The following is a 14,520-nucleotide window of genomic DNA, read 5'->3' as shown; positions in this document are numbered from 1 at the left end:
TAGCTAATTCTCTCTGTCTATTTTTGTAATATAAAAAGATTAGACATATAATGATTTAATCATTCAAACGGATTATAGAATAATTAAAAAATATTATATGTCTAATCTTTAATTTAAATATTTATAAATTAACCAATTCTTCTTTTTCATTATCGTCTCTATAATTCTCAACAACCTTCATCAAAGGCTGTAATTCTTCAAAGAATACTACTATAACATCTCCCTCTTCGCTAATTCTTATAGCTTCTTTAAGAGCCTCGGGTTCTTCCAAAATAATTTTATACTTATTTTTATCAGATATTCCATTTTCTATTAGATTAGCAATTTCTCCTGGCTTTCTTCCTCTCTTATCAATATCTTCTTTTATTATAATAAAATCTAAATTTTTATCACTTATTTTTCCTATATCAATTGCCATTTCGTCATTTCTGTCACCTGGAATGCCAATAACTCCAATTAACTTATTAAAATTCATAGATTTTAAAGATTCAAATATAGCCCTAAATCCATCTACATTGTGACCGTAGTCTAATATAATAGTTCTACCATTTAATTTATATATATTAAATCTACCAGCATTATGTTCATAATCTAATTTAAACTTATTAAATCCTCTAGCTATCATGCAGTAATCTATGCCAACTCCTACTAACGCTGCACATGCTGCTAGTGCATTTTCAACATTAAATATTAAGCTACCATTTAACGTTATTGGTATATCATCAACCTTTAGCACATTATATTTTTTATTATTATTAACTACGCAAAGAATACCGTCATCTATAAATACAGCCTTCTTTCCATCAAGTATATTTTTTTGTATTAAGCTATTATTCTTATCTTTGGAAAAATATATTATCTCCCCTCTAGCTCTATCTATTAAATTTCTACTCCAATTATCATCTGCATTTATTACAGAGTGTCCACTTGGTTTTACAGCTTCAGTTACTAATGATTTTATAAAACTTAAATCTTCCATTGTGTATATTTCATTAAGTCCTAGATGATCTTCAGTTATATTAGTTACTACTCCAACATCGGCTAAATCATAAGCTAATCCTTTCTTTATCATTCCACCTCTAGCTGTCTCAAGTACCGCAACATCCACATCTTTGTTTAATAGAATTGATTTTGCACTTTCATAACCTGTATCATCACCTATATCTATGCATTCATCTCCAATATAGATGCCTTCCGTAGATGTCATACCAACAGTATTTCCCATAAGATTTAATACATATGATATAAGTCTAGTTGTTGTAGTTTTTCCATTAGTTCCTGTAATAGCTATTACAGGAATATTTCTAGGCTTTCCATTATATAAATGCTCTAGTATAGCCTTTCCTACATCCCTTGGTTCTCCACTTGATGGATAGTGGTGCATTCTTATTCCTGGTGCTGCATTTACTTCCATTACCACACCTTGCTCTTTTATAGATTCTCCTATACTTAAAGCTGTTATATCAATTCCACAGATATCTAAGCCAATAATCCTTGCTGCTTTTATACAATATCTTTTATTTTCTTCGCATATTTCATCAGTACAATCTATAGCCATTCCACCAGTAGAAAGATTTGCATTCCTTCTTAGGATTACTTCTTCACCTACTTTAGGAATACTACTTAGTTTATATCCTGATTCTAAAAGAAGTTCCTTCATATCATCATCAATCTTAATTTTAGTTAAAGGTCTTTCATGATCATCCCCTCTTAGAGGATCATTATTTAACTCTTCTATGAGTTCACTTATGCTTCTCTTTCCATCACCTAAAACCTTTGGTGGAACTCTTAGTGAAGCTGCAACAACTTCGTTGTTTATTACGCATACTCTATAATCATTTCCACTTACATATCTTTCTATTATTATATCTTTATATTCCTTTGATAGTTTGTTATAAACTTTTATAAGCTCTTTTTCATTTTTGATATTTAAGAATACGCCCTTACCTTGATTACCACATTGCGGCTTTAATACAACTGGATATCCAATACTTTCAGCTGCTTTTAATAAACCTATTATATTATATACTTTTTCTCCTTCAGCAACTGGTATACTCTGGCTCCTTAATAACGTTTTTGTAAACATCTTATCACATGCTATATCTGCTCCAATACATGTAGTATTTGACCCTATAGTAGCTTCTATAATACGACCTTGTTTTCCATATCCTATCTGATAATATCCTGATTTGTCTATTTCAAAAACAGGTAACCCAACTCTCTCAGCAGCTACTTTTATAGCTTCCGTACTTGGTCCTATTGATTCTTTACTTAATATATCACTAACTAATTTTAATCTCTCTTCAAAATTTATACTTTTCTTTGTTATTAATGAATTTATTAAATCAACAGCTAATTTTCCTATTTCAACTGCCGTATTTTCATACATAAATTCATAAATAATATAATAATGCTCTCCTTCACATTCCCTAGCCTTACCATAGGAAACATCCATACCTAACATATTTTGCATTCCAATTACCATGTGCTCACAAATATGTGATAGATATGTACCTTCATTTAATCTTATAACAAACCCACCCTCAGTATCTATACCACATCTATGTTCTTTTAGAATAGGTAAGAGTTTTAAAAGTTCATCATTGAAGCCATCTATTTTATTACTTGGTGTCTCAGAATATCCCTCTAAATCAACATCCATTCTTATACATTTTCTATGCGAATAGATATTTCTTCCATTAAATATCCTTATCCCTTTTATCTTCATCTCTAAATACTTCCTCCTCAAAAGGTATCTTATTAATTAGATCAAATTTATTTCCTTCAATTAGTACATGTAACTTAACATTAAATATACTTAATGTTTTATCTCTAAATTGCTCTGACACATTTGTATGATTTATTCCAGTTCCATCAATTATGTATACTGCACCATTTCCAATAACTTTAAGTATTTTTCTCTCATCAATGATTATAGCTGTATCTTCGTCTATTCCTATTCCTAAATATTCTGGATTTTCAGCTATACCTGTTAATAATCTCCCTATTCTTCCTCTTTGAATAAAATGCTGATCAATAACAACATTCTCAATAAGTCCAAGTCCTGGACACATATTAATACTATGTTTTTTAGGTGACTCCTCATCATCTCCTTCTAAGATCATAGTTCCACTCATTACAGATGCTCCCGCTGATGTTCCTACTATTATTTTTCCACTATGCATCCCATTCATAAGCGCTTTGTTTAATGGAGTTCCTCCTATAAGGCTAGTTATTTTTAATTGGTCTCCACCTGTAAAAAATATTAATTTAGAAGATTTTATAAGATCTATATTTTTTTCTAAATAAGCTTCTTCCCTATCTTCTATATTTAAAAACTCTATATTTTTTACTCCTATTTCTCTGAAGACCTTATTATATACATCCTCCATTTCTTCTTGAATTTCAGATGCTATTGTAGCGACTAATAATAAATCTCTATCTTTATTAATTAAATCGCATACTTCATTTAGGATTTTTTTTCTTCCTTCTTTATCTTCTGCTCCACCTATAACAACCAAATCATAGTTTAATTTAGATTTCATAATATTCACCTCAAATCATGCGTTTATTATTATTTCCTAAGGCTATATTATTTATTCAAGAATATTAAAACTCATATTTAAACATTTAAATGCAAAAAGAAGTCTTGCTAAACATCTAGCAAGACTTCTTTTTTTAGACTAAGATACTATTCTTCCAGGTATTAATAACCTTTCTCCAGGTACTAAAATATCAGGCTCTTCTAATTCATTCATTCTTATAATTTCATTCATTGTTGTATTATATTTCTTTGCGATCTTCCACAAGGTATCCCCTTTACCTACTACATATATTGTTACACTAGCTTTCTTTTCAACTTCTTCTCCTTCAGTCTCTAAGATATCTTTTACAAATTCTTTTTTAACTTCAAATAATATCTTAGCATTCATGATTAAAGTAGCCTTTATAGCTATAGTATTGGCTTCTATTGCTACATCCATATTTTCTATATTGGCTTTAACTAATGCCTTCATCTTATCATTAGCGCCACTTGCTTCGATACTCACATTAAATGGTATATCACCAGAAACCTTATCTAGATACTTATCTTCATCATTAGTTTTATATATAACATTAACACTTATATATCCACCAACCATAATTTTATCATTAACAACTGATTTCTCAGTAATTATAGCATTACCTGAGAATGTTACTATTCTCTCAGGCATCATAGCGCCTTCATTCATATAAAGATTATCTTTTACCATAGATTCAGTATTATAGACACCTTGAATCATTCCCATCTCACATTCATCCTTGGAAATTTCAATTGGAAATTTTGGTGAGTATGCATCTATTACTATATCAACATTTTTCTTTGAGAAGACTCTTACATTGCAGTTAAGTAAAACTTCTGTATTAAGAATTCTAGCTTCACCTAAATCATCTTCTTCAACAGTAATATCTTTATTTTTTATATCATAATCAGCTGTTACCATCATATCTGGAGTTACTCCTGCAACTTCAACCTCTTTTGATAGATAAATATTATCTTCTAAATAGAAGATATCCTTACTTTCATTGCTTAAATATAATATTACAAGTTTGCAATAACATCCACAGTGTACTTTATCTTCTCCAACTTTTATTTCTTTCTTTTGAAGTTCAATTTTAGATTTTAATATCTTTGATATCTGTGGTTTATCCATGCTAACTCTAATAACTGATTTACCAGCTATATCTATATTTTCATTTGCATTTTTATTATTTATAACTTCATTTTTCTTAAGAATTTCTATACCTTCTGTTCCCTCAACATCTTTTATAAGTTCTAATTCTTTTCCTTTATACATTTCCCAATTAAAATTAAGTACCCCATCAATAGCTACTTTTCTTTCATTGATTATCTTTGCTTCAATATGTTCTACTCTGCATTCAACTTCGCAGACTATTTTATGTTCAGCTTCTTCTAAGTCTAAGCTGCTATTAAATTTTTGAGAATAATTAACTGATGAAACTACTATATTTTCTTCTTTAGCTAAATACATTAAATTATATTCAACCTTTCCTTCTACAACGATCTTATCTCCCATTGTTTCTTTAGAAGTAACAGAAGGTTTTGCCTCTATCATTAGCACTTTTTCTACATCTGGATGAGTATCAGGTATAAGATATTCATCATTTAACATAGTTGTAGTATTGCTTTCTTTTAAAAGTTGTTCAAATTGGATATTTTCTTTTATAACATCTATCTTTGACATTTTTTAATCCCTCCCTATAAACTACCTACTACTATTTATATAAAAATATTCTAAATGTATGCCTAATGTGAAGGAAAAGCAAATTATTTTTTTTATTTTTTTATAAGTTTTTTCATCATAATATCCATATTAAAGAAAAATTTTTTATAAAGTATATATTTTTTTTATTTATTTTTAAATTTTTTTTATATTTTTGTTGACAAACAGTCTTTTTTGTCGTAACATAGTAAATGGTTATTGACCATATAACCTCTCATAAATTCTCAATACCCTTTTATACCATAGTTGAAAGATGGAAACCCACCATCTTTCTTTTTTTTATTTAAAATTATTTAAATAGAAAAAAACTTCGAAAATCGAAGTTTTATTTTCTATCCTGGAAAATGTAATTGCACTGTTTGAGTTAATACATCTGAATAACTATATGTCACGGTTCTTTGGGTGTCATTGTCTAATCTTATTACGAATATGCTAGGATAAGCACTTTCTAAAACTCCATCGTTAACCAGAATCTTTTTTCTTCCTCCGTTAGCTTTTAAAGTTACTTTTTCTCCAAGGTGCCCCTCAATATTCTTTTTAATTGAGGCAATTGTCTTAATAGTTTCCATAAAAACACCCTCTTTCTTATTTTTTATTATACCATTTTTTTGAAGCTTCGTCAAGCAAAAACTTAATTTTAACACTTAACAATTATAATGTCAATATTTTTTTCATACTTTTTCTTACCTTTTTATTATTTGTAAATCTACTCACATTTATGCATAAAACCTCAAACTAATTTTTCATTAATAATCGATATAATATATAAAAACTATAAGGGACTTAATTATAAATTATTCTAAATATTATATTTATAATCTTATCCCTTTATATTTAATTTTACTTATAGTATATATGGTGATTTAGGATATCCCTCTCTATACTTCCCTCTAGTTTGTAAACCGCCTACACCCTTTATACCAGTGATTGTATTCTCAATAACTTCTTTAATTGATGCAATTTCGTTAATTTTAGTATATGCAATTTTCTCACATACAAATACAGGATCTAAACAATGGATAAGAACTCTACTTGGAGAAGATGCAAAATTTGCCCCTGCATCTAACATACTTTCATAACAACTTTGACATGCACCTGCAAAGATTATTAATTCATCATAACTTGAGTTATAATCTCTAAGTGCCTTTACTGCATCTCTATAAAATAATGAATTTCTATAATTATTAAGATCCAAATAATCTCTAGTTCCTCTAAGAACACCATCATGTCCTGTTAAAACTACTATATCCGGTTTAATTTCTTTTACTAAATCAACTATCTTTTTAGGTTGTTCTTCCTCCGGTAGTGCTACCCCCACTGCATCAAGAGAAAGTTGCTTATATACTTTAAGGCAAGTATCCATATATTCTTTGTCCCCATCAACGTGAAGTATTTTTCCTGGTCTTCCAAAAAACAATTCTTCTTTTTCTTCATTTTTAGAGACCTTACTTACTTTATTACTTGTTTTTGTTGCACCTTTTCTGTTATATATATCTCTGGTTGAAATAGCGGTTTTTATAGCCTTATTAACTCTACTATTTAAAATTTTATCTTGCTCTCCTGAGTAATCTTCTGATACTTTCTCTAAATCGTCGCTCTCAGCATCTGCTATGATTCTTATATTTAACCCCTTTAATATAAACGTAACTTTTCCATCTACCTCCTTTATATCAATCACTTTGAAAGAAACATCCTTATCGTATGATTTTCTTACAACTATATCTCCTACAACCATAATTTCACCTAAAATATTATTACTCTATTTATTCTATGTAAAAAATATGATTTATGATTTAATTAAAATAAAACTCCACCGAAATGGAGTTTTGTTTTAGTCAATGTTATATTCTTCTTTAAACTTCTTTAAAAACTCTAAATAATTATCTCTTTCATCTATTATTCCTTGAAGCTTCTTAGCAAAAGTATTTTGTCCCCAGTTAACTTCATTGTAATAATATCTGTTAGCTAATCTCCAATACCTTTGAGGGAATTGTAGATAAGCTAATAAAACTTTATACTCATCTTCTCTTATAGGAGATATACTATTATATGAGTCAATTATAGCCTTCGCATATTCAAAGTTCCATTCAACTCTTTTTAATACTTTAGTCATGAAGTTAGAAATATCAAAAGCTCTTATTTCTCTCTTACAATAATCAAAGTCTATAACATTAACATCATTGTTACCATCAATTATAATATTATGATAAGTAAAATCATGATGACAGAAACTCTTATCATTTTCTGCAATCTCACAAAGTCCAAGATAATTTGATTGCTCTAGAGTATTATAAGATTCTCTGCCCATTTCTTTGTAAAATTCCATTGATTTAATATATATTAAATCAAAATCACTCTTATTACTCTTCTTTCTAACCATATCTCTCATCTTATCCAATGATTTAACCCTCTTTTTCATAAGATTAAGCCATCTACCAAGATCACTCTTTAACTTTGAATTTTCAGGTGGATCATACCCTTTTGAAGCCTCATGTAATTTTGCTAAAGTTTCTGCTGCAAGTTTTACTTCAGAAATTTTATGGAAATCACATTCCCTTCCTTCTAACCATATTGATAGAGTATATAAATCTTCATTTACTAATGCGTATGGCTCACCCTCTATGTTTAAAAAATATTTGTCTACTTTATCAAATCCATTATTTATTAAATGTTCCTTAGCACCATATACAAATAATAGTTTTTGAGGTCCATAGTTTATTTTTTTTAAGCAACGTTCTCCTTTGTTAGTTTTTAAATAGTATACACCCTTATTTGCTTTTAAAGTTTCAATCTCAATATTAAATTGTCTTTCTATTTCAAACTCTCTCATCATTTTAATCACCCCCTTAATATTTATATGTACTACCTATTTCTTTTATTAACATTTTTTACTATAAATAAATATAATAAGATTAAGAGTACTTTGAAAGGATTAAATCATGAAAATTGGCATTGACGGCAGAGCCGCAAAATGGTATAGAGGAACAGGTATCGGCACGTACACACACCAATTGATAAATAATTTAAATAATGTAGATTTCAATAATAATTATTTAATTTTTACACCAGATAATCCCAAACTAAGTAATTTAAATTCTAATTTTAAAATCGAAAAAATTGATACTGTAGTTAAGGAGCACTTTTGGGAAGAGGTAAGAGTTCCTAATATTTTATCTAGTAATAGCATGGAATTATATCACGTTCCTCAAAACGGTGTAGGACTTTCTGACAATATTAATTGCAAAAAAGCCATTACATTACATGATATAATCCCGCTTAGAATGCCAGAGACAGTTAGCGATCGTTATCTTAGAATATTTAATGATGATATGCCCAAAATTCTAGATAATTGTGATGGAATAATTACTGTTTCAGAGTTTTCTAAACAAGATATATGCAAGGAATTTAATTATCCTAAGGAAAAAATATATGTAACTCACTTAGCCGCTGAAGAGATTTACAGACCTATGAGTAAGTGCCAATGCAAAAAAAATATTGAAAAAAAATATGGTATTGCATCAGATTTTATATTATATGTTGGAGGCTTTAGTCCAAGAAAAAATATAATTGGATTAATTGAAGCATTTTCATTATTACCTCCTCCTTATAGAAAAAGCACCAAGCTAGTCATAACAGGTAAAAAAGGATTCTCATATGATGTCTACTTAAATAGAGCTAGAGATTTGAATGTTGAAAATGATGTTATATTTACTGGATTTATCCCACTTGAAGACTTACCTTATTTCTATAATGCTTGTGAAATGCTTGTGTATCCATCTTTTTATGAAGGATTTGGATTGCCACCTATAGAAGCTATGGCATGTGGTACTCCTGTAATAACATCTACAGAAACATCCCTTCCTGAAGTGTGTTATGATTCTGCATTACTTATAAACCCTCATAATCCTGACGATTTATGTTATGCAATGCAAAGAGTTCTAAGTGATAGCTTACTTGTCCTAGCTATGGTAAAAAAAGCACTAACAAGAAGTAGATTATTTTCATGGGAAAATACAGCACTAAATACTATTAAAGCTTATGAAAGTATTTTAAGTAGATAAAAAAGAGTGAGTGATTAAAAATTTTAATCACTCACTCTTTAATTTATTTATAATATCTTCTCTTCATAAAACTCCTTATAATCATCTAAAAATTTCATTCTAAATACATCATTCTCAAGTTTTGTCTTGAATCTATGAAGAAAAACTTCTTCTTCCCATTCTTTACTCTTATGATAATAGGATTTTATTATTGAATATATATCCCTTGGAAAACTCATCAAAATATATATAAGTTTATATTCCTCATCTTTTATTTTGAATATTTTATCATAGCTCTCTAATGCAAGCTTTCCCTTATTTATATCAAAAACACTATTTTTAATCCATTTCAAAAGAAAATCAGCTATATCTAAAGTTCTTAAATCTATTGTAGAATAATCAAAATCAATTATATTAATCTTATTTTCATTGATTATAAAGTTATGGTTTGCAAGGTCATTATGACAAAGACATATTAATTCCTTATCCATTAATAAATCTCTATATTTACTAACCCAAATCATTTCATTTACCTTTGATATCTCTTCTATATATCTATCACAATTTTCTAGAAAAAGATTATCAAATTCATTTTTATAAGTATAACAACTTACCCATTCCTTTATATTTATAAGATCTTCTTTTATTGATTTATAGTACTCAACTAAATTGTTAGATTTTTTAATAGGTACTTCTTTAGGCTCTAGTGCATCGCTAATCATTTGAGAAGCCTTATGCATTCTAGCTAATCCCTCACTACACATCTCAACTTCTATGGGATTACTTATGGATGCCTCTCTTCCTTCTATTAAGTCCATTACTATATAATTATCACCTTGCCAGCTTATATAATTATCATTTGCTTGTAGCTTATTCATTTTCATAATGTATGGAAAATTCTTGTTTACATATTCAAGAGACTCTCCTATAAACTTTATTCTATCTTCATTATAATCAACTTTCTTTAATATTTTCTTTCCTTCAGTTGTATTTAATATATATAACTTTCTTAGAGGAGTTATATCTAATATATCAAGTCCTAGCTTGTCAAAAAAGTTTTTACTTAAATCATATCTACATAAAAGCTTTTTATCTCCATATTTAACCTTCCTCATTACATACCTCCTTTAGAATTCTAATTCTTTCTCAGCTATCAGTCTGAATTCATCTTTGCTATGTTCATCCCACTCATATCTATTTTTATACCAATACTTAAGGCTCTCACATGGCATATCAACAATTAAATTTATATATTGAAGGCTACTTTTTTTAAGGTTTGACCTTCTTACATATTCTTTTGCATATTCTCTCAAGGCATCTTTATTACATTTCTTCTTATATTTAAATAAATAATTTATAAAGTCCTCCTCCACTATGTTAAAACTAATTTTTTTAATCTTACCAACCTCTACTTGATCTACGACCCTTAAGTTACTCTCATCGATTCGTTCAATACATATTTCATCTTTATACATCCCTCTTCTATATATATCTATATAATCAATATCCTCTATTTTCTTAAGCTGTTTCTTTATTTTATCTAATACACATTTTTCATAATAATTTAACTCATTAAATCCTATATCTAGCTTTTTTGTCATCACGAAAATTCTATCGACTCTTCTACCTATTTCACTTAAAATACTGTTTTTTTCAACAGAATGGTATCCCATCAAAATTTTTTGAAGGTTAATTATTATCTCTATATGATTTAAGATATTTATATCATTTTTCTTCTTTTTAAAATAATTTCCCATTATATAAACGTCATTTTCCAACAAATAATTTTTAAGAGTTATCTCATTTATAGTAATCACCCCTTAGTTAAAGAAATTATTTAAAAACTCTTCCTTCTCTTCTCTATCATTCAAATATTTATTAAGTTTATCTAAAAGAAACTCCTCTCCCCATGGCTGTTGCTCCCAATACATTTGTAATCCTCTTTGCCAAAAATCTTGTGGAAATAACATAAATGATTTCATTATCTTTTTTTCTTTATTAGAAATCTCAATATTTTTAGAGTACCCTTCTAATATTATATTTCCCTTCTTTTTATCCCACCTATGATATTTCATAGATCTCATAAATAATGAAGATAAATCATGAAGATGGCTATCTAAAATACAATAATCAAAATCAATTATATTTATCTTATTATCTTTTCCTATCAAGATATTATGATTTGCCAAATCATGATGGCAAAATTCTCTTTTCATTAAATGTTCTTCCATAACACAAAAATAGTCGCTTTTTATAAGTCCATTTATACTCCTATCAGCTCTTTTAATTTCTTCATCTAAATTTTCTAGAAATACCTTATCAAATTCATTTTTATGTGCCTTTTGAGATATTCTATGTGCAAAATCAAGAATTTCTTCTCTTCTTGTCTTAAATGTGTTTATCCATGATAACCAATATACTCTTGGCTTCATAAGAGGTGTTATAGTAAAATTTCTACTACAGATATGAAGCTCTGATAATTTTTCAGAAACCTTTTTTAGTTCATCTATATCATCATAATTGCTTTCTCTTGAATCTACCCATTTAGTTAAGTAAGCATAATTTCCATTTGTAAGCTCTACATACAAACTCCCTTTATTATTTTTTATTATATCTAATACATTTGAAAAACCATTATTTTTTAAATGCATCATAGAAGATAAAATAAAACAAAAATGAGGAAAATTATATTTTACAATCTTAAAACAATATTCCTCATTTCCATTTATCTTATAAGTATTTTTAATCTTTATGGCAGATTTAACTTCTATACCATACTCTCTTTCCACTATATTTTTAATAATCTTTTCATTCATATACTTCTCCCAAAACTTGTTTGATTTATTATATGAATATCCTTAATTTAATGTGATTTCATTCACAAATTTTACCATTAATAATATTTTATAGTATATAGCTAAATTGAGGTGTTTTAATGAAGATTTGCATAGATTCTAGAAGTATAAACTTACATGCAGGAACTGGTATAGGAACATATACAAGAAACTTAATTTCAGAAATGATAAACATAGATAAGAATAACCAATTTACTCTTATATGGGCTGGAAAAGTGGACAATAGCTTTATTCAAGAAAATACTGACCTTATTTACTGTTCTGGACGCCATGGTACTTTTTTTGAAAAAGAATATATTCCGAATTTAATTAAAAATAGAGAATTAAATTTATATCATATTCCTCAAAACGGTATGGGATTCCCTTTTAATTACGATATAAATACACTTGTAACAATACATGATCTTATACCATATATAATGCCAGAAACTGTTGGTCCAGGCTACTTAAAAAGATTTTTAAGAGATGTTCCAAATATAATAGAAAATTCTAAAGGTATAATTACTGTCTCTGAATATTCTAAAAGAGATATTCTAAAATTTTTTAAAGGTTATCCAGAGGATAAAGTATTTGTAACACCTTTATCCACAAATTATGAATTTACTCCTATGAATAAAAATAAGTGTAGAGAAACTATACAAGATAAATTTAGTTTTAAGGAACCTTATATATTATATATAGGCGGATTTAGCTCAAGAAAAAATGTTCGAGGTCTAATAAGCGCATTTAGTAAAGTTAAAGACAGTCTTTCTAATAAATATAAACTAGTTCTTGGGGGTTCTTTAAAAGATGATGGCCTTAATTTAAAGAATTACGCTGAAAGCTTAAATTTAGAAAATGATATTATATTTACTGGCTTTTTAAATGATAAAGATCTTCCTATTCTTTATAATGGTGCGGATCTTTTTGTATATCCATCTTATTATGAAGGATTTGGACTTCCACCACTTGAAGCTATGAGTTGTAAAACTCCTGTTATAACTTCTAATACTACATCAATTCCTGAAGTAACTAAAGATTCCGCACTACTAATCAATCCTACAGTAGAGGATGAATTATCTAGCGCTATATTTGATGTACTTGAAAAAGATTCTCTTAGAAATGATTTAATTGAAAAAGGATATAAAAGAAGCCTCCAATTCTCTTGGAGGCAAACTGCACAAAATACATTAAATGTATATGAAACAATATTAGATTCTTTAATCAACTAACTTTCCTTCAATCTCTTTATAAAGATTATAATTATTTATTTTAGGAGCCTTCTTAGATATATTACTCATAACAACAAGAGGGCTCTTTCCTTCAAAGTTCTTAACAGGCTCTTCTACTTTATTACTTTTATATGCATATATATAGCTTGGAAATAAACTTCCATCAAGTGCATATTTTAATGCTATATTTGTATTATTACTTACATACTCTAAAAAGCTATTTATAAGTTCTTTCTCTTCAGTACCATTAAGAACAACTAGATTCTCACCTTGTGCCACAAAAAATCTATTTGATCCAATTTTAGCAGCCGGAGGATTATTTGCTGTCCAAATACATTTCGTTTCTAGCTCTTTAATAGATTTCATTCCATTTATAGAGGATATTTTTGCAAAATAGCTTTCATCATTGTTTTTTGTAATAATATTTTTTTCATTAAAATCCTTCAAATTTTTTTCTACATTTTTTATTATCTTATCTTTATCACTTTCATACTGCATATTCTGCATTATAAGCAATGTCTTTAAATCATTATAATCTTGTCCATTCCCATTTAAAGCTCTATACTTCCCATTACTTTTCTTATAAATATCTTCTGAAACTTTAATTAAATCATCCCATGTATTTATATCATTGCTAGAATATCCGTACTCTTTTAATACATCTTCTCTTAAATACATAACTAAAGGTCTACTTGTAAATGGAACAGCAATTAACTTTCCATCTATAGTTACCTCTTGTAACCTACTACTTGAAAAGTTCATTTTATAAGTATTTATTAAATTACTCTGATCTTCTGGTTTAATTTTATTTTCTTTCATTAAGCTAGTAAGCTCTTCACTATCAAATAATGCAATATTAGGTACATCTTTTTTATTTAAACTTACTATTTTATTAAAATACTCTTTGCTATTAATATTCTCAACTTTAATCTTTGCTCTCTTATTATTTTTCATATAATCATTTGCCAATTCATCTAAGTAAGCATATGTATGATTATTTGCCCAAATAGTAATTTCTCCTGTTATTTTATTATGCTTATCATCACTAAAATAATTTATTATTACAACAGATACAACTATTGTTATAATAAAAATTAATACCATTCTTATTTTACCCTTCATAAAATCA

The 14,520-nt window shown here is 27.8% G+C and carries 12 protein-coding genes; 2 read left to right on the top strand and 10 right to left on the bottom strand.

What is annotated here, in order from left to right; genetic code table 11:
* Positions 1–121: 121 nt before the first annotated feature.
* The 6 genes from cphA to ACQPUW_RS00160 form a co-directional block, all read right to left on the bottom strand.
* Positions 122–2,728 (bottom strand): cyanophycin synthetase, encoded by a 2,607-nt coding sequence (gene cphA, locus ACQPUW_RS00185; protein WP_430835503.1) that lies wholly within the window; start codon positions 2,726–2,728, stop codon positions 122–124.
* Positions 2,700–3,545, bottom strand: coding sequence for a cyanophycinase (locus tag ACQPUW_RS00180; protein ID WP_430835501.1), 846 nt, complete (start codon positions 3,543–3,545; stop codon positions 2,700–2,702). The genes cphA and ACQPUW_RS00180 overlap by 29 nt, the downstream gene beginning before the upstream one ends.
* 138 nt (positions 3,546–3,683) lie before the next feature.
* On the bottom strand, positions 3,684–5,246 hold the full coding sequence (locus ACQPUW_RS00175) for a DUF3794 and LysM peptidoglycan-binding domain-containing protein (RefSeq protein WP_430835500.1): 1,563 nt from the start codon (positions 5,244–5,246) through the stop codon (positions 3,684–3,686).
* Between the two features lie 371 nt (positions 5,247–5,617).
* Positions 5,618–5,854: a Veg family protein gene (locus ACQPUW_RS00170; RefSeq protein ID WP_204595475.1), complete on the bottom strand. Its 237-nt coding sequence runs from the start codon at positions 5,852–5,854 to the stop codon at positions 5,618–5,620.
* Positions 5,855–6,129: 275 nt separating this feature from the next.
* A complete protein-coding gene (gene yabG / locus ACQPUW_RS00165; protein WP_430835499.1) occupies positions 6,130–7,020 on the bottom strand; it encodes a sporulation peptidase YabG in 891 nt (296 codons plus the stop codon).
* A 96-nt stretch (positions 7,021–7,116) separates the two neighbouring features.
* The gene (locus ACQPUW_RS00160; protein WP_430835498.1) at positions 7,117–8,118 is read right to left on the bottom strand and encodes a CotS family spore coat protein; all 1,002 of its coding nucleotides are present in this window, start codon (positions 8,116–8,118) and stop codon (positions 7,117–7,119) included.
* A gap of 106 nt (positions 8,119–8,224) precedes the next feature.
* On the opposite strand from ACQPUW_RS00160, the gene ACQPUW_RS00155 reads away from it, so the two are divergent.
* Complete coding sequence (locus ACQPUW_RS00155; RefSeq protein ID WP_430835497.1) at positions 8,225–9,346, top strand: glycosyltransferase family 4 protein; 1,122 nt, start codon at positions 8,225–8,227, stop codon at positions 9,344–9,346.
* 47 nt (positions 9,347–9,393) lie between these two features.
* Here ACQPUW_RS00155 and ACQPUW_RS00150 read toward each other — a convergent pair whose 3' ends face one another.
* From ACQPUW_RS00150 to ACQPUW_RS00140, 3 genes are all read right to left on the bottom strand, one after another.
* A complete protein-coding gene (locus ACQPUW_RS00150; RefSeq protein WP_430835496.1) occupies positions 9,394–10,440 on the bottom strand; it encodes a CotS family spore coat protein in 1,047 nt (348 codons plus the stop codon).
* A gap of 12 nt (positions 10,441–10,452) precedes the next feature.
* Positions 10,453–11,082, bottom strand: coding sequence for a hypothetical protein (locus tag ACQPUW_RS00145; RefSeq protein WP_430835495.1), 630 nt, complete (start codon positions 11,080–11,082; stop codon positions 10,453–10,455).
* A gap of 63 nt (positions 11,083–11,145) precedes the next feature.
* Positions 11,146–12,141 carry a CotS family spore coat protein gene (locus ACQPUW_RS00140; protein WP_430835494.1) on the bottom strand — a complete coding sequence of 332 codons (996 nt, stop codon included), beginning with the start codon at positions 12,139–12,141 and terminating at the stop codon, positions 11,146–11,148.
* A 119-nt stretch (positions 12,142–12,260) separates the two neighbouring features.
* Between ACQPUW_RS00140 and ACQPUW_RS00135 the strand changes: the two genes are divergently transcribed.
* Positions 12,261–13,391: a glycosyltransferase family 4 protein gene (locus tag ACQPUW_RS00135; RefSeq protein ID WP_430835493.1), complete on the top strand. Its 1,131-nt coding sequence runs from the start codon at positions 12,261–12,263 to the stop codon at positions 13,389–13,391.
* Here the strand turns inward: ACQPUW_RS00135 and ACQPUW_RS00130 are convergent.
* A complete protein-coding gene (locus ACQPUW_RS00130) occupies positions 13,380–14,513 on the bottom strand; it encodes an ABC transporter substrate-binding protein (protein WP_430835492.1) in 1,134 nt (377 codons plus the stop codon). The genes ACQPUW_RS00135 and ACQPUW_RS00130 overlap by 12 nt on opposite strands.
* Positions 14,514–14,520: the final 7 nt, after the last annotated feature.

The sequence above is a fragment of the Clostridium sardiniense genome, assembly GCF_050584765.1.
GTDB classification, from domain to species: domain Bacteria; phylum Bacillota; class Clostridia; order Clostridiales; family Clostridiaceae; genus Clostridium; species Clostridium sardiniense_A.
Note: the sequence above shows the minus strand (reverse complement) of the source record. Positions and strands in the feature narration are given on the sequence as shown.